Consider the following 15,040-nt stretch of genomic DNA (forward strand, 5'->3'; position numbering starts at 1 on the left):
GTCACCTCCAAGGCAGCAGTTTTTTCTGCAGGCCGCGCAGCAGCAGGGAAAAGACGTATCCGAAAAACGAAATCATGATGAGACCGACAAACATATTCTGCAGCAGGAATGCTTTGTATGAGGTCCAGATCAGGTAGCCGATCCCGGACGTCGCGCCCATCATTTCAGCGGCGACGATTGTCAGCAAGGCGATCGCCTGCCCCATCTGGATCCCTTCGAGCATGACGGGAAGTGCGCCGGGCAGCGCAATTTTGAAGAAGAACTGTGATTTGCTGGCACCGTAATTGTCCGCGACATCCAGATAGATCTTGTCGATGCTGAGCACGCCTGCAGCCGTGTTGATGACAACAGGAAAGAAGACGCTGCCTGCAATCGTCACCACTTTCGAGACGTCTCCGATGCCGAACAGGATGATGATGATCGGCAGGAGGGCGAGCGTCGGTATCGGCATGAGTGCCATGACGAGCGGCGATACGAAGTGACGGACTGGTTTGTAGAGTCCCATCAGAAGGCCGATCAGAATACCGGGGATGACCCCTGCCAGGAATCCGAGGGCGATCCGGTACAGCGACACGCCGACATGTTCGGCGATCGCGCCGTTCATAAGCATTTCCCAGAACGTCCCGAGAATCGCTGTTGGCGGCGGGAAGAACCGGATGTCGATCGCTCCTGTCCGTGACAGCACTTCCCACAGGGCGAGGAGAAATACGGGCGACACCACAGTCAGGAGCTGCTGCCATCTCGCTTTTGCCTGCCGCCGCCTCCATTCGATGCGCTCGATCTGCACCGCGTCTTGTCTTGCGTCGACTGGTTGAGTCATGTTCACCACCTCACCGTACTCTATGCGTTCGCCTGTTCCGCAACATAGGCAGACGTGCAGGCACAATAAAAAAAGCCCGCATCCGGTATGTATGGATGCAGGCGTTCTTCACACTGACTTCGTGGCCGTTTTCTTGATATCCTGTCTGGCTGCATAGATGTTTGCGACGATGACCTTCGCCACTGCGTATACAGGCACCGCCAGAAGGATCCCCACAAATCCCGCCATATTCCCTGCTGCCAGGAGCAGCGTAATAACGGTGAGCGGATGGATATCAAGCGTTTTCCCCATAATATTCGGGGTAATGAAGTTGCTGTCGATCTGGTTGGCCGCCAGGGTGATGACCGCCACCCAGATGACCATTTTCGGGTCTTGTGTAAAGGCGATCAGGATCGCAGGCATTACAGCAATCCACGGGCCGAGGAATGGAATCAAGTTCATGAACAGCGTGAAAATCGCAATCAGCAGTGCATACTGGAGTCCGATGATCCAATAACCGACCAGGATGATCGTCGCCAGGATGGCGCTGATCAGCAGCTGTCCCTGGATGTAGCTGCGGAGCACATGATCGATATCGTCGATCGTTTTCTTGATCCACTGACGGCGCTTGCCGTGGAAATACTTATAGATATTCGGCGCGAGTTTCTCATGGTCCTTCAGCATGAAGATGAAGAAGAACGGCACAAGGACGAGCAGGACGATTGCCTGGACGAACGATTGCAGGAAGGAGATGAACCAACCGCCGAATTTCAGTAAATACGACTGCAATTTATCCGTTGCGCTGTTCAGCGAGTCTTTCACTTGCGGCGGCAGATCATCCTTCTGCTCAAGTGCCAGGTCCTTCAGATGGATGAGTTCCGCAGAAATCTTCGGGCCGTTGTCGATCAGGTTGTTCACCTGTTTGGCGATCGGCGGACCGATGAGTGCCGAGAAGGCATAGATGGCGCCTGCCAGCAGCACAAGGATGATGAGGATGCTTCCCCAGCGCGGCACTTTCCGCTTCTCGAGGAAGCGCTGGATGGGCTCCGTCATGTAATACAGGACTCCGCCTGCAATCAGCGGCAGGATGATCGCCTTTGCAATGATGCCGACCGGCGCGAAAATATAGTTGATTTCCAGGAAGAACTTGATGATGAGCAGTGCCAGCAAAATGGCGACCCCTGTCTGGAACCATAATTTCTTTGTCACACGGCAGCCTCCTTTCTTCCATTTATTCCGTTGAATTGTTTCTAGTATACGAGTTTCCCTGCCCTCTGTCGAACACGAACGAAAAAAATCCCCGTCTCTCGGCTGAGAGCGGGAATTTTGATCAGTCGCGCATTTCCAGATAGGAAAGCGAAACTTTCAAGTTGGCGTTGCGTTCACGGATCGCATCGAGCAGCACCTGGTCTTTCGTGTCCGTTTTGCTGCGGATGGCAAACGTGTAAAGGATCATCGTGCCGAGGTTGGTTGTCTCGACTTGGCGCAGCTGGTAGAAATCGGTTTTTTCATCCAGAATATCATCGAGAAGATTTTCGTGATTCAAGTTCTCAGGAACCGTCACTTTCAGCAGCTGCGTATCCTTCCCTTTCCCGTAATCCACTTTGTAGATGAAGTAGAAGACCAGGCAGGAGAACACGGTCAGCACGATGGCCAGCTGGAATTGGAACAGACCAGCTGTCATCCCGACACAAAGGCCGAAGAAAATATAGGCGATGTCTTTCGCATTGGTCACAGCACTCCGGAACCGGATGAGCGAGAAGACGGCGAACAGCCCGAATGCGACCCCCGCGTTGCCGCTGACGACATTCATGACGACCGATACGACGACACTCATCATGATGATCGTATGGACGAATGCCTGAGAATAGCGTTCTCCTGTAAAGGTGATCTGGTAGATTTTCGTAATGAGCAAACTGAGGACGAACGCCAGCGCCATAGCGGCCAGGCTCATCCAGAGGGTCGGCGCCCCTTCCACTCCATTAGACGTAAACAAGCTCGTGATCTGATCCATCTTCGATTCCCCCAATTGTTGGTTCTTCCAGTTGTTTTGGTTCCAGTAATCCGCTTTGCGGAAGGACATCCCCGCTCAGCAGTTCCATGCTTGTGCAGAACTTCGAGGCACTGCGCTGCTCGCAGTTCAGCGATTGCAGCACTCGCGCCAGCCAGAGCGGCACGGCGTGATCCACCTTCACTTCAAGCACGACAAGATCCGGATCGATGAAGTGCTCACCGTATGGACCGTGCTCGATATGCAGGTCACCTTATCTGCATTTCAAGTCGAAATCGAACGTGATCCGCAGTTCCGGATCAGTGACGCCATGCAGCGCATGCCGGCTGTAGCTGACGACCATCTCAGGCTTCAGGTTGTAATAGTTCTTGAAATAATCGATCTCCTTCATGACCTGCCGATTCGACGTCTCATAATCGGACAGATCCGTCTTGCCTTCGTCCGACAAATACCGGTAGGCCTCTTTCAGCGGCAGGAGCATGCGTCGCTTGTTGACGACTTTCTTATGCTTCTGCTTCACCTCGAAGAACGCTGTACTGTTCAGGTCGGCATCGTCATAGACGCGCAGCCGGAGTTTCTGCCGGTACTTCAGCTTGTTCTTTGTTTCAAAGTAGATCGTCTTGTCCGGACTGTCGAAGTACAGGCTTGTGACGGAATACTTCCCCTCCACCCCATTCTTGTCGTTCCGCATCCTCGGACCGATCTGGTCAACCAATTGCTCGTATTGGCGGCGTGTGATCAAATATTTCTGTTCTTTCCTGCAAAAGATCTCAATCGCCATGGGTCTCCCTCTCTTTCCTGGTCTATTTCCTTGTGATGACTACTTTACAGCGGGAAAATGGGAAAACACTGTCGAATTGATTAGAAAACAATGAGAAATAAAAGGCGGCCTCCCAGGAGGAGGGGTAGACGGAGGCTGGGATGAGCGGTGGGATGAGGTTTATGAGCGGAATATGAGATTTATGATCACTTTCTGTGGTTTATGAGCGGAAATCTGTTTTTATGATCACTTTCCGCGGTTTATGAGCGGAAATCCGTTTTTATGATCCCTTTTCAGGTTTTATGAGCAGAATCCCTGTTTTATGATCACTTTCCACTTTTCCGGGCGAGATCCCCGCGCGCCCAGCGCTGAAAATCCGTCGCTGAACGGCTGCCCTCCGATACCTGTTTGACTCATCTCAGAAGAGGGAATGGAACGGATACACTTGAAAAGAGGAGGCAGTTCACGATGAAGAAGACATTGGCACTGACAGCACTTGGTCTTGGCGCCGCCTATTTGATGCGCAACAAAGACGCACGGGACAAACTTTCCAAGCAGTTCGATGAATTCTCCAACACACCGATGCGCGGGGATAAGAAGAAAGATGCCCGGCCATCACAGACCGCAGCGACTGCTAATAAGTGAAAAAAACCGCTTTCCGGTCTGCCGGAAGCGGTTTTTCTTTACGGAATCATAGGTTCCACTCTATCTATGGGAGAGCCGGTGTGACGGAATGCAGCCGGCAGACCCGTGAAAGAACCGGCTGGAGTTCAGGCCAGCCGGTCTTCGAATCCTAATATCGGGATACGGTCTTCTGCCAATTGTACGTCCTCCACTGACATTTCAATCATAAAGGTACCAGAGCCATATGGCTGCACGGCCACCTTTTTGGCAGCGAAGGGATTATGGGTCACCAGCTTCAGGAGGCCTGTCCGGCTGTCGATCCCTTCCACTGCAAATCGATGGCCTTTCACCAGGGCATATGGGATGATTTCATAGGCATCCTCCAATTCGCTGATTGTGACCGGACGGACAAAGGAGGCAGAAGTCCCGTCCATCGCCGAAAAGCCGTTCCCCAATTGGGCCTCGTCCGTGGATGTCAGATAAATCTGTCGGTTCCTGGAACTGATTTCATACTCATTCCCTTTCCAGCACGCAAATCTTCCTCTTCGAAACATGCCATCACCTCCGAGTCGTGAAGTTCTGCATCTATCTTCCAGTATATAAGTAATCCAGCAATTCCGATAGATAGGATTCGCCCTATATTGTGGGTGAGGGTGAAGACTTACAAACACACTAGCCGCCTGGTAGATAGTAACTATACCCTTTTTCGCTTGTAGTTTAACTCGGCACCACGAAGGGTATGAAATGACTATTACACATCGAGGAGGTTTTTTGAATGAGCAACGACAACGGGTTTTCAGATAAGGTAAAAGGTGCTGTGAACAAAGTGAAAGGCGAAGCAAAAGACCAGTACGGCAATGCGACGGATGATATCAGCAAACAGGCTGAAGGGAAGTACGACAAAATGAAAGGCGAGGTACAGGAGCAGGTCGGCGAGCACAAAGACGATCGTGATCGCCGCTGATACCTGCTGATAAGCAGCCGGAACAGCTGAATGACCAGCTGTTCCGGCTATTTTTATTGCAAAAAAACCGGTCAGCCTACAACTGGTTTCTTACAGCTTATTTGTGTTGATGCGGGGATACCGCCCGGCATTCTCTTCAGCTTCCACATCCTCACTTGCGTTCTCAAGCGGGATGCCGCTGTCCGTCATCTCGCCCTCACTGTCAAACGGTGTCGGTGCGGATGTTCCGCCGCGCGTGCCTGCCGGATCATGATGGGTCGGTGCGTCCGGATCATCCATGACGAACAATGCCACACCGCCGTCCTTGACTTCATTATAGAACGCCTGCGTCTGCTGCTCATTGAAGCCGAGCTGATCGAATGCCTCTTTGGCAGGCTCCTGGTCGGTGAATAGGAACTTCATGCGCGCCAGCCAGCCGTCCTGCTCCCTTGTCGGCAGCACGATGTCAGTCTGATCTTCAAGCATGCGGTCATTGTCTTCCGTATTGGACACAGCGAAGATTTCGTCTTTCGTATAGCCGAGCGACTTCAATTCCGTGATTTTTGCCAGCACCGCGTCAATGGAGTGGTAGGTGCCTGCGTATCGTTTCTGCTTCATCGGGTTTCACGTCCTCCCTTACCATAATTACAGTATCTATTCCCCATTCCTTCCCGTTTAGAAACCCATGGCCGGTCAGGTTTAATATTTCCGGAAAGGTGAATACTGTCTATACTACGAAAAAGGAGTGAACGCTTGAATGGACGTTAAAGGCAAAGTCGAGGGCGAGCTGCAGAACATGGACAGTGAGAAGAAAGAGGATATCCTTGAGAACTTCGGTAAATTCAAGTCCTACTTGGCAGACCAGGTCGCTAAAGGGGAAAAGCTCGGGCTCAGTGACAATCAGCTGACGAAAGCGACTGAATTCGTTGCCAGCTACCTTGCGAAGCACGAAGAACCGAAAAACCGTGAACAGTACGTGCTCCAGGAGCTCTGGAAGGTGGGCGACAAAGACGAACAGAAAGCACTGTCCAGCCTGCTCTTGAAACTTGTCAAAGCGGAGTAACTCCTAAAGGAGGAACCAGATATGGATGATAAGAAGAAGCCATTCACTTCAGAAGACCGGAAAGACGTCATAGAACCTTACATGGACAACCCTGAAGGGATCAAGACCGATAAGGAGACACTCTTCGACATGCATGAGGATATGCAGACCGTTGATGCTATTCCTGTGGAAGATACACGCATGGAATGGGAAGAGGAGAAACAGGAAAACCATCGGAAGTCGAAAGACGAATCCGCGACTGAAGAGAAATTTGATAACCAGTGACCGATGCAGGCAGGGAGTTCAACCTCCCTGTTTTTTTTATTTCCCGGGAAATGATAGCCCCCATCTGTTTTGCATCTGCAAGCTCCCCGCCGTACAATGGAAGACAGATGTATACGGAGGTTGAAAGGGGTTTTCCGATGCTGAAAGATCGTCTCTATTATCAAGATCCTTATGTAACGAAATTCACTGCACGTGTGATCCGTCATGGCGCTGATGAGAGCGGACGGCCATATACCATCCTGGATAACACGGCATTCTACCCGACAGGCGGCGGACAGCCCCATGATATCGGCACGATCGATGGGGTTGCTGTAACAGATGTCGAAGAGGCGGATGGCGAAATCCGTCATTATACGGAGCAGCCGCTTTCTGCAGAAGGCACCATATCGGGGGAAATCGACTGGAAGCGCCGGTTCGATCATATGCAGCAGCACACCGGCCAGCACATCCTGACCGCTGCGCTTGTTGAGCTGTTCGGATATCCGACCGTCAGTTTCCACTTAGGCCGGGAACTTGTGTCGATCGATATCGACACGCCCCATATAAAACCAGAAGAACTCGCTGCAGCGGAGCGTCTGGCCAACCAGGTCATCCTTGAAAACCGGCCGATCGAACAGCGCTGGGTCACGCAGGAAGAACTCGGTCAGTATGCATTGCGGAAAGAAGTCAGTGTCGAAGAGGAGATCCGTCTTGTCATCATTCCCGACTTCGACACGAACGGATGCGGCGGGACGCATCCGCAAGCGACCGGACAAGTCGCCGCCCTGAAGATCCTGTCCTCCGAAAAAGAAAAGCAGCATACCCGCATCCATTTTGTGTGCGGCGGCCGTGTGCTGGATCAGCTGGGAGCGGTCCATCAGGAGCTGACGAAGACATCCCAGCTGCTGAGCGCACCGCTTCTGGGAACTTCCTCGGCTGCCGGGCTGCTGCTGCAGACCCAGCATTCCCTCGAAAAGCAGCTGGAACACGCCCGGGAAGAACTGCTCGACCGGGAGGCGGAACGTCTGGCAAGCCGCAAGTCCATCAAGATCCGGCAGACGTATACTGACCGTCCAATGAAGGAATTGCAGAAACTTGCGAAGAAAACGATTGCACTTCGTGAGCAGGCCATCGTCATCCTCGTCTCCGAATCTGCGGATAAACTCCAGTTCGTCCTGTCGCGGAGTGCCTCCTTGACCCCTGATCTGCGGACAGCCTCCTCGATCGCCCTGCCGGCGATCGAAGGGAAAGGAGGCGGTTCAGCTGCCGCCGTACAAGGCGGCGGTGCCCGCCTCATGTCCGCCGGGGAACTTGCCGAACTGCTGGAACGGTCCATTCCTATGCATATCTGACCTGCCCAAAACACCCCCTCCATCGCAACGGATGGAGGGGGTGTTTCACTGTCATTCTTTTTTGCCAATGACGGCTTCCCAATCGATCGTGCCGGCTTTGACTTCATCGCGCCGCTCTTTTGTCATCGAGTCCGACGGGCGGCCGCCATTCGGCCAGTCCTTGTCGTGGTGTGCGAACTCCGGTCGATCCTGTGAAAGGATGAATGCAGCGACATCCGCCACTTCCTGATCGGACAGGCTGCCGACATTGCCGACCGGCATGTTATTCTTGACGTAGCCGGCCATTTTCGTCAGACGTGCAATGCCTGCCCCGTCATTGAATGAGCCCTGCCCCCACAATTTCGGGCCTGTATTGGACCCTGTTCCGCTGCCGTCGCCAGCATGGCAGGTTGCACAGGATTGCTGGTAGACCTTCTCGCCATCTGCCACATTCGGCAACGGCATGTCTTCGAAGCTGTTCTGATGACGCCAGTCGAGTTCAGCCCCAACCGGAATCCCTTCGGAGATATACGTCATGTACGCAACCATGGCACGCAGATCGGGGTCATCCATGTCGAACTTCTGTCCGTCCATACTGCGTACCATGCAGCCGTTGATCCGGTCTTCCAAGGAAACGATTTTGCCGGAGCGGCCGATATACATCGGATAGACGGAGGACATGCCGACCAGTGAAGAGACCTCCTCATCCAGCCCAGCTCCTGCATGGCAGCTTGTACAGGACAGTTCGTTCACCCGTTTTTCACCGTCTTCCGCCGTGGCCGCTTCACTGCGGAGCACATTCGACGTATCGTTCACAAGTTCATAGCCCCGTTTGATGGCTGTTCCCAGCTCATCATCGGGAACGTCATCCATCGACGGCGGATTATAGGCGATCGTTCCGCTGTCTGTGACATCGGGCTGAGCGACTTCTGTGATGTCCTCCGCTTCGGATGCCTTATTCGTCTTCAGCTGGAAAGACATGAGCACGATTGTAAGCGCAAAGACCGCAATGATGATGGATAAGACCAATGTAGATGTTCTTCTCAACTTACTCTCCCCCTTCTTCCTTGCTTATATATACAGTATACACCCGCCTTCCGCCTATTTGTATCGATATTGAAATACATAGGGAAATCCCTGAGCCGCCCCTGTCCTTCGCCTCTACTATGCAGAATATTTCGGCTTTTACTTATGTCCCAAAACCTTTTCCCAGTCGATAGTCCCGTCTTTCACTTGCTGTTGTTTTTCCTTATCCATGATATCCGTCGGGCCGCCGCCATCCGGCCAGTCCGACCCGCTATCCGGGAATTCCGGCCGCTCCTGTGACAGGATGAAGGCCGTCACGTCCGCTGCTTCCTGAAGACTGAGCGAGCCCGGCGCGTTCTGTGGCATGTTTTTCTGGACGAAGCCCGTCATCTTCGACATACGTCCCATGCCGGCACCGTCATTGAACGATCCATCCCCCCACAAAGCCGGCCCTGTCGTCGGACCCGAGCCGGAACCGTCGGCAGCGTGGCATGTGATGCAGGACTGCTGGAAGATCCCTTCCCCTTTGTCGACATTCGGGATCGGCACTTCATCCACCTCATTCTTGCCGAGCCATGGCATATCAGCTCCAGGCGGAATCCCTTTCGATATGTAGGCCATGTAAGCGATCATCGCGTTCAGATCTTCATCGCCTTCCTCGAATTTTTCGTAATTCATGCTGCGCACCATGCAGCCATTGATACGGTCGCCGATTGTTGCGATCGCATCGTTCCTGGAGCGGTATTTCGGATATTCCACTGTGACACCCACGAGCGACGAGACGTCCTCATCCAATCCTGCGCCCGCATGGCAGCTCGTACACGCCAGTTGGCTCATCACTTCCTCACCATCCGTCGCCTTCGCTTTTTCCCGCAGGAGATTGGATGTGTCCATCATGAGATCGTAGCCTCTCTGGATCGCTTCGCCTTCCGGTCCGTCGGGCAGATCATCCATCGAGGGCGGATTATACGCCACTTCGACATCATCCAGCACCTCTCCGACGTCTCCGCCCTGGATGGCCTGTTTCTCCTCTTTGCTCTCTTTCAATGCATTTGCCAGCACGACAATCGCAATGGCCCCTATGACTGCCAGAAGACCGAGTGCCCAAACTGATTTGTTCTTCAAGTTGTCCCCTCCCTGATCGGCCATCCTGCATCGGCCGATTATTTTTCTATATTTATTATGTATTCAGTACACTGCCCATTCGTCCTCTTCCCTGCCGTCTCTCTTATGAAACACTCGATTGTAAAACACTATACTTCTTATATAATTCATGTTTCTGATGCGACAAATCAGGATATAGGTAAGAAGGCGGACTCTGCACAGGCAGCTGCGGAGAGACCAGCAGAGAGGACGTGGGGGAATGATCGAGTTTGAGCATGTGGACAAATCATACGACGGCCGTGTGAATGTCGTGGAGGATATCAATTTCACAATCGAAAAAGGGGAATTCTTCGTACTGATCGGACCGAGCGGATGCGGAAAGACGACCACCCTGAAGATGATCAACCGGCTGATTCCACTGACCGGAGGCACGGTCCGGATCCATGGCAAGCGTATCAGCGATTATGACATCCATGAACTGCGCTGGGAGATCGGCTACGTCCTGCAGCAGATCGCCCTGTTCCCGCATATGACGATCGAAGAGAATATCTCCGTCGTGCCGGAATTGAAGAAGTGGGAAAAGGGGAAGATCCGGGACCGTGTCACCGAACTGCTTACAATGGCCGGACTGGAGCCCGATACATACAGGAACCGGAAACCGAACGAACTGTCCGGCGGGGAGCAGCAGCGGATCGGCGTTGTCCGGGCACTCGCTGCGGATCCCGACGTCGTGCTGATGGACGAGCCGTTCAGTGCACTCGATCCGATCAGCCGGACCAAGCTGCAGGACGACCTGCTGGACTTGCAGCGCACCATCCGGAAGACCATCGTGTTCGTCACGCACGACATCCAGGAAGCGATGAAACTCGGTGACCGGATTTGTCTCATGAAAGACGGACGGATCGAGCAGCTCGGCACACCGGCAGAAATACTGCGGTCACCCGCCACGCCGTTTGTCGAGGAATTCACGGGCAGCCGCACGTCTCACCTTTTCAATGTGAAGGACTATATGGAGCCGGCAGGATCGGAAGCCGCTGACGCACCCTCCATGCCCGGAGATGCAGGCTGGCATGCCGTCCTGGAAGCATTACAATCCCGAGATGCTGTGCGGGTCATCCAAGACGGACAGACGATCGGCATCCTGACCCGTGGCTCCATTCTCAAGTACTTGGCTGATCAGGAAAGGACGGCGACTGCATGACGCATTTCACAGACGTATTCCAGGAACGCAAAGGCGAATTGGCAGGTGCACTGTTCGAACACGTACAGCTCTCGTTCATCGCCCTCTTCTTTGCCGTGCTGATCGCGATTCCGCTCGGCATCTGGCTGACGAACAAGCGCGCCATCGCCGAACCGGTCATCGGGGCGAGTGCCGTATTGCAGACGATCCCGTCGCTCGCCCTGCTCGGCCTTCTCATCCCGCTGCTCGGAATAGGCAAAGTGCCGGCAATCATCGCACTCGTCGCTTATGCCCTGCTGCCGATCCTGCGCAATACATACACGGGCATCAAAGAGGTGGACCCATCCTTGAGAGAGGCCGCGACCGCGATGGGCATGAACACGTGGAAACGGCTGATCAAAGTGGAATTGCCGCTCGCCATGCCTGTCATCATGGCGGGGATCCGGACATCGATGGTACTCATCATCGGAACGGCTACTTTGGCCGCCCTGATCGGCGCCGGCGGTCTCGGTGACCTGATCCTGCTGGGTATCGACCGGAACAACCCTTCCCTGATCGTGCTCGGCGCGATTCCCGCTGCATTACTCGCGCTACTCTTCGATTTCCTGCTGAAGAAGTTCGAAGGTCTTCCCTTCAAGCGCGCGGCGGCGGCTCTCGGTGTCTTCTTCGCCGCTGCCCTGCTCGTCATCGTCCTTCCGTTCCTGTCCGGAAGTTCAGAGAAGCAGTTCGTCATCGGCGCGAAACTCGGTGCGGAACCCGAGATCCTCATAAATATGTACAAACTGCTGATCGAAGACGGGACGGATCTGTCCGTCGAACTGAAACCCGGGCTCGGGAAAACGTCGTTCGTCTTTAGCGCGCTGAAGTCGGGCAGCATCGACATGTATCCGGAATTCACCGGGACAGCGCTGTCCGAGTTCCTGAAGGAGGAAGCTGTCAGCAACGACCGCAAAGAAGTATATGAACAGGCAAGAAAAGGGCTCGCAGACCAATTCGGCATGGCGTTCCTGGAACCGATGGCCTATAACAACACCTATACACTTGCCATCTCCAAAGCATTCGAGGAACAGACCGGCATCTCGTCCATTTCCGATCTGGCCGCGGTCCAATCCAATGTGAAAGCCGGATTCACACTTGAATTCAATGACCGGGAAGACGGCTACAAAGGTATCCAGAAGCTGTACGGCCTCGATTTCCCATCCGTCAGAACGATGGAGCCGAAACTGCGCTATCAGGCCATCGAGACGGGAGACATCAACCTGATGGATGCCTACTCCACCGACAGTGAGCTGAAGGAGTATGAGATGACTGTCTTGAAGGACGACAAGGAATTGTTCCCGCCTTATCAGGGAGCACCACTGTTGCTGCAGAAAACACTCGATAAGCATCCGGAGCTCAAGGAAATTCTCAATACGCTTTCAGGCAAGGTGACGGATGATGAAATGCGGGATATGAACTACCGGGTCAATTCCGGCGGTGAACAGCCGGCGGACGTGGCACGCGAATACTTGCAGAACGCAGGCCTGCTCCACTGAAAAAGCCGGTCCGGCACCCGTTTCGGGATGCCGGCCGGCTTTTCCTTATGATTCGAAAAGCATCGACATCTCCCCTGCGTTCGCCGGATGCTCTTCTTCGAGTTTTTTCAGTTCATCTTCGGATCCGATGTCGTACAGTTTTTGGCCATACCAGTCATCGAGAACCGTCCGGCTGACGGTATGCGGATCGCCGTCAACGACGAAAGTGAGGACTCCTGCATTCGGCACAAGTGCAAAGATGGCCGAGGCATTATGCAGCATCATGTCATCCGTGAACGCACCATCTGCCGTCTCATAGAACAGCTTCGCTCCATAGGGTTCCGTATCCGTCTGCAGTTCCATCCCTTCGAACTGACCGCTGCCCGGCAGCAGTCCGACTATCGCCCCGATGCTGCTATTGTCACCGATCTTCGAGTTCTTATACGAAAACAGATCCTTCGATCCATTCCCTTCTGCGCATCCACCGACAATCAGCAGCAGGAGGGCCGCCGCCGCTGCCATCCATAATCTCTTCAAGATCATTCCTCCTCAACTATTCACTCATTGTCACAGTCTATATAGTATAACCCTATTCCGCGACATGCAGAGTTTTTCGCTCTGCGAAATTGTTTTGCATTCCGTTCCGACCGTTTGGTATACTGGCAGTTGGTTTACATATTACGCCGGTAAAGGATTGAATTTCAATGAAAAAAGAAATCGCTTCCATCTACTATGTGCGATTTTTTGCTGCGCTCTTTGTCGTGCTCGTCCATACGACAGCTCAATACCGGCATCTGTTCCCCGCTCCTTCGTTCCAGAATACGTTCTATTTTTTCCTGAATAATATCGTCCGTGTCGAAGGCGGCATGTTCGTCATGATCATGGGGATTGTGTTCTTCTATATGTACCGGGACAGGCCGTTCACGAAAGATGTTCTGCTGTCCTATTGGAAGAAACGGGTCACCTACATACTGATTCCGTATATTGTCTGGTCACTCATCTACGAAGTCGAAATGTGGCATTATCAGGACCGTCCGCTCGTACTGTCCGATATTCTGCACCGGCTCCTGTTCGGGGAGAGTAAATATCAGCTTTACTTCATCTTCATTGTTGTGCAATTCTACTTGGTCTTTCCCCTTCTTATGCTGCTGGTGCGCAAGTTTGCATTCTTCCGGAACTACTTATGGCTCTTCGGGATCCTCGCGGAGTATGGATACTTCCAGTTTACGATGCATACGGACTTCGTGACAGTCCCCCTCATGTTCAGTTTCATCGGATCGTACATGCTCGGCGCCTGGATCGGCGTCCATTACGAAACGATCATCGACAAGATGTCGAAGAAGAGAATGCTGCTGGCCGGAGCAGCTGGGCTGCTGTTCGGCCTGACGTATGTGTTCATCCGCTACCGGAATACGTACTTCGAGCGGCTGCCGATCGATGATGATTATTATAAGATGATCGGCATCCTGTTCAAGGTGATCGGCAGTTTGTTCTTCTTCTACTTCGGGGAGTACCTTGCCCGCTGGAGCAGCACGGTATCGGTGCACCGTATGCGGAGCGTTGCGACCTACTCATTCGGCTTCTACCTCATGCACCCTCTTGTCCTGTTCCAGGTCATGAAGTATCTGCCGACGCGCGGCACACCGCTGTCCTGGCATGTGACGATCTTCCTGCAATATACGATTACGGTGATCTTGTGCTATCTCATCATCTGGTTCTTCCACCGGTTCGTGCCGTTCGCGAGTTTTGTTTTTGGAAAACTGCCGAAGAAGGCTCCGCTGTTCTGGCAGGTCAAAGAGTAGGACATCCCCGGGCATCCAGCCGATTCCGGTGGTTTTTTGATCAGTTGCGTATTTTCTTTTTGCCGAAAATTGTTTACACTGGACAAGGAGGCGATTGTGATGAAAAAACTGATGATGCTGCTGGCTGCAGGGCTTCTGCTGTCCGCCTGCAGCGATACAGATAAATCTGAACCGAAACCGGAGACGGCTGATACGGCGCCTGCTGCCGAACAGCCCGCTGAGACGAGTGCTGTGACCGACCTCGAAGAAGGGCTCAAAGGGGACACGGAAGAAGTGGCCTATGCGGATCTTGCGTCCGGTAACGTGCCCGCCAATAAGAAAGTGAACTTCACCGGTACTGTCTTCTCAAACGAAGACGGGAAGCTCGGTTTGAAGCATGACGTTGAAGATGAAGCTGAAACTGTTCTGTGGGTCGACGATCTGCGGCTCGGGGAACGCACCGAAATCCCGGAAGGAACGACGGTGACCGTCTATGGCAGCTATACTGAAACAGACACGGACGGCGTGCCTGTCCTGAAAGCGGTTTTCATCGATCCGAAATAGCTGTGTACACAAGCCTCCGGCAGCGGGGGCTTGTTTGTTTGTCCGGCTTCCTTCTTGATTTCTCCGGAAATAGGCATAGAATAGAAAAGTACTTTTA

17 protein-coding genes and 1 pseudogene are annotated in these 15,040 nt (G+C 53.2%); 9 read left to right on the forward strand and 9 right to left on the reverse strand.

What is annotated here, in order from left to right:
- Window position 1: 1 nt before the first annotated feature.
- From QWT68_RS11365 to QWT68_RS11380, 4 genes and pseudogenes are all read right to left on the reverse strand, one after another.
- Complete coding sequence (locus tag QWT68_RS11365; protein ID WP_040287689.1) at window positions 2-820, reverse strand: ABC transporter permease; 819 nt, start codon at window positions 818-820, stop codon at window positions 2-4.
- Between the two features lie 108 nt (window positions 821-928).
- Window positions 929-2,008, reverse strand: a complete 1,080-nt coding sequence (locus QWT68_RS11370; RefSeq protein WP_040287690.1) for an AI-2E family transporter — start codon at window positions 2,006-2,008, stop codon at window positions 929-931.
- Window positions 2,009-2,129: 121 nt separating this feature from the next.
- Window positions 2,130-2,813: a DUF4956 domain-containing protein gene (locus tag QWT68_RS11375; RefSeq protein ID WP_052461907.1), complete on the reverse strand. Its 684-nt coding sequence runs from the start codon at window positions 2,811-2,813 to the stop codon at window positions 2,130-2,132.
- Window positions 2,782-3,591, reverse strand: a pseudogene (locus QWT68_RS11380) (polyphosphate polymerase domain-containing protein). Before QWT68_RS11380 ends, QWT68_RS11375 begins: the two are co-directional and overlap by 32 nt.
- A 447-nt stretch (window positions 3,592-4,038) precedes the next feature.
- Between QWT68_RS11380 and QWT68_RS11385 the strand changes: the two are divergent.
- On the forward strand, window positions 4,039-4,215 hold the full coding sequence (locus QWT68_RS11385) for a hypothetical protein (protein WP_290148453.1): 177 nt from the start codon (window positions 4,039-4,041) through the stop codon (window positions 4,213-4,215).
- Window positions 4,216-4,340: 125 nt separating this feature from the next.
- Here QWT68_RS11385 and QWT68_RS11390 read toward each other — a convergent pair whose 3' ends face one another.
- Complete coding sequence (locus QWT68_RS11390) at window positions 4,341-4,748, reverse strand: hypothetical protein (protein WP_290148454.1); 408 nt, start codon at window positions 4,746-4,748, stop codon at window positions 4,341-4,343.
- Window positions 4,749-4,969: 221 nt separating this feature from the next.
- Between QWT68_RS11390 and QWT68_RS11395 the strand changes: the two genes are divergently transcribed.
- Window positions 4,970-5,158: a CsbD family protein gene (locus QWT68_RS11395; protein WP_040287693.1), complete on the forward strand. Its 189-nt coding sequence runs from the start codon at window positions 4,970-4,972 to the stop codon at window positions 5,156-5,158.
- A 90-nt stretch (window positions 5,159-5,248) separates the two neighbouring features.
- Here QWT68_RS11395 and QWT68_RS11400 read toward each other — a convergent pair whose 3' ends face one another.
- Window positions 5,249-5,755, reverse strand: a complete 507-nt coding sequence (locus QWT68_RS11400; RefSeq protein ID WP_290148456.1) for a general stress protein — start codon at window positions 5,753-5,755, stop codon at window positions 5,249-5,251.
- 139 nt (window positions 5,756-5,894) lie between these two features.
- On the opposite strand from QWT68_RS11400, the gene QWT68_RS11405 reads away from it, so the two are divergent.
- The 3 genes from QWT68_RS11405 (at window position 5,895) to QWT68_RS11415 (ending at window position 7,795) form a co-directional block, all read left to right on the forward strand.
- Window positions 5,895-6,200, forward strand: a complete 306-nt coding sequence (locus QWT68_RS11405) for a DUF3243 family protein (protein ID WP_290148457.1) — start codon at window positions 5,895-5,897, stop codon at window positions 6,198-6,200.
- A gap of 21 nt (window positions 6,201-6,221) precedes the next feature.
- Window positions 6,222-6,464, forward strand: a complete 243-nt coding sequence (locus QWT68_RS11410; RefSeq protein ID WP_040287696.1) for a hypothetical protein — start codon at window positions 6,222-6,224, stop codon at window positions 6,462-6,464.
- 137 nt (window positions 6,465-6,601) lie between these two features.
- Window positions 6,602-7,795, forward strand: coding sequence for a serine-tRNA(Ala) deacylase AlaX (locus tag QWT68_RS11415; RefSeq protein WP_052461909.1), 1,194 nt, complete (start codon window positions 6,602-6,604; stop codon window positions 7,793-7,795).
- Window positions 7,796-7,846: 51 nt separating this feature from the next.
- Here the strand turns inward: QWT68_RS11415 and QWT68_RS11420 are convergent, their stop codons facing one another.
- A complete protein-coding gene (locus QWT68_RS11420; RefSeq protein WP_040287697.1) occupies window positions 7,847-8,821 on the reverse strand; it encodes a c-type cytochrome in 975 nt (324 codons plus the stop codon).
- Window positions 8,822-8,959: 138 nt separating this feature from the next.
- Window positions 8,960-9,925, reverse strand: a complete 966-nt coding sequence (locus QWT68_RS11425) for a c-type cytochrome (protein WP_040287698.1) — start codon at window positions 9,923-9,925, stop codon at window positions 8,960-8,962.
- Between the two features lie 238 nt (window positions 9,926-10,163).
- Between QWT68_RS11425 and QWT68_RS11430 the strand changes: the two genes are divergently transcribed.
- Both QWT68_RS11430 and opuFB read left to right on the forward strand, forming a co-directional pair.
- A complete protein-coding gene (locus QWT68_RS11430; protein WP_040287699.1) occupies window positions 10,164-11,105 on the forward strand; it encodes an ABC transporter ATP-binding protein in 942 nt (313 codons plus the stop codon).
- Window positions 11,102-12,619 carry an osmoprotectant update ABC transporter permease/substrate-binding subunit OpuFB gene (gene opuFB, locus QWT68_RS11435; protein ID WP_040287700.1) on the forward strand — a complete coding sequence of 506 codons (1,518 nt, stop codon included), beginning with the start codon at window positions 11,102-11,104 and terminating at the stop codon, window positions 12,617-12,619. The genes QWT68_RS11430 and opuFB overlap by 4 nt, the downstream gene beginning before the upstream one ends.
- 45 nt (window positions 12,620-12,664) lie before the next feature.
- On the opposite strand, the gene QWT68_RS11440 is transcribed toward opuFB, so the two are convergent.
- Window positions 12,665-13,135, reverse strand: a complete 471-nt coding sequence (locus QWT68_RS11440; RefSeq protein ID WP_179860804.1) for a DUF4825 domain-containing protein — start codon at window positions 13,133-13,135, stop codon at window positions 12,665-12,667.
- Between the two features lie 167 nt (window positions 13,136-13,302).
- Between QWT68_RS11440 and QWT68_RS11445 the strand changes: the two genes are divergently transcribed.
- Both QWT68_RS11445 and QWT68_RS11450 read left to right on the forward strand, forming a co-directional pair.
- A complete protein-coding gene (locus QWT68_RS11445; RefSeq protein ID WP_040287702.1) occupies window positions 13,303-14,400 on the forward strand; it encodes an acyltransferase in 1,098 nt (365 codons plus the stop codon).
- 99 nt (window positions 14,401-14,499) lie between these two features.
- Window positions 14,500-14,943: a hypothetical protein gene (locus tag QWT68_RS11450; RefSeq protein WP_040287703.1), complete on the forward strand. Its 444-nt coding sequence runs from the start codon at window positions 14,500-14,502 to the stop codon at window positions 14,941-14,943.
- Window positions 14,944-15,040: the final 97 nt, after the last annotated feature.

It is taken from the genome of Sporosarcina trichiuri, from assembly GCF_030406775.1.
Classification (GTDB): domain Bacteria; phylum Bacillota; class Bacilli; order Bacillales_A; family Planococcaceae; genus Sporosarcina; species Sporosarcina trichiuri.

Bases quoted from the DNA above. Each gene is read 5' to 3' on its own strand.
- opuFB (WP_040287700.1), top strand. From the start codon at position 11,102: ATGACGCATTTCACAGACGTATTCCAGGAACGCAAAGGCGAATTGGCA.
- QWT68_RS11385 (WP_290148453.1), top strand. From the start codon at position 4,039: ATGAAGAAGACATTGGCACTGACAGCACTTGGTCTTGGCGCCGCCTAT.
- QWT68_RS11400 (WP_290148456.1), bottom strand. From the start codon at position 5,755: ATGAAGCAGAAACGATACGCAGGCACCTACCACTCCATTGACGCGGTG.
- QWT68_RS11415 (WP_052461909.1), top strand. From the start codon at position 6,602: ATGCTGAAAGATCGTCTCTATTATCAAGATCCTTATGTAACGAAATTC.
- QWT68_RS11390 (WP_290148454.1), bottom strand. From the start codon at position 4,748: ATGTTTCGAAGAGGAAGATTTGCGTGCTGGAAAGGGAATGAGTATGAA.
- QWT68_RS11375 (WP_052461907.1), bottom strand. From the start codon at position 2,813: ATGGATCAGATCACGAGCTTGTTTACGTCTAATGGAGTGGAAGGGGCG.
- QWT68_RS11405 (WP_290148457.1), top strand. From the start codon at position 5,895: ATGGACGTTAAAGGCAAAGTCGAGGGCGAGCTGCAGAACATGGACAGT.
- QWT68_RS11450 (WP_040287703.1), top strand. From the start codon at position 14,500: ATGAAAAAACTGATGATGCTGCTGGCTGCAGGGCTTCTGCTGTCCGCC.
- QWT68_RS11445 (WP_040287702.1), top strand. From the start codon at position 13,303: ATGAAAAAAGAAATCGCTTCCATCTACTATGTGCGATTTTTTGCTGCG.
- QWT68_RS11430 (WP_040287699.1), top strand. From the start codon at position 10,164: ATGATCGAGTTTGAGCATGTGGACAAATCATACGACGGCCGTGTGAAT.
- QWT68_RS11395 (WP_040287693.1), top strand. From the start codon at position 4,970: ATGAGCAACGACAACGGGTTTTCAGATAAGGTAAAAGGTGCTGTGAAC.
- QWT68_RS11365 (WP_040287689.1), bottom strand. From the start codon at position 820: ATGACTCAACCAGTCGACGCAAGACAAGACGCGGTGCAGATCGAGCGC.
- QWT68_RS11410 (WP_040287696.1), top strand. From the start codon at position 6,222: ATGGATGATAAGAAGAAGCCATTCACTTCAGAAGACCGGAAAGACGTC.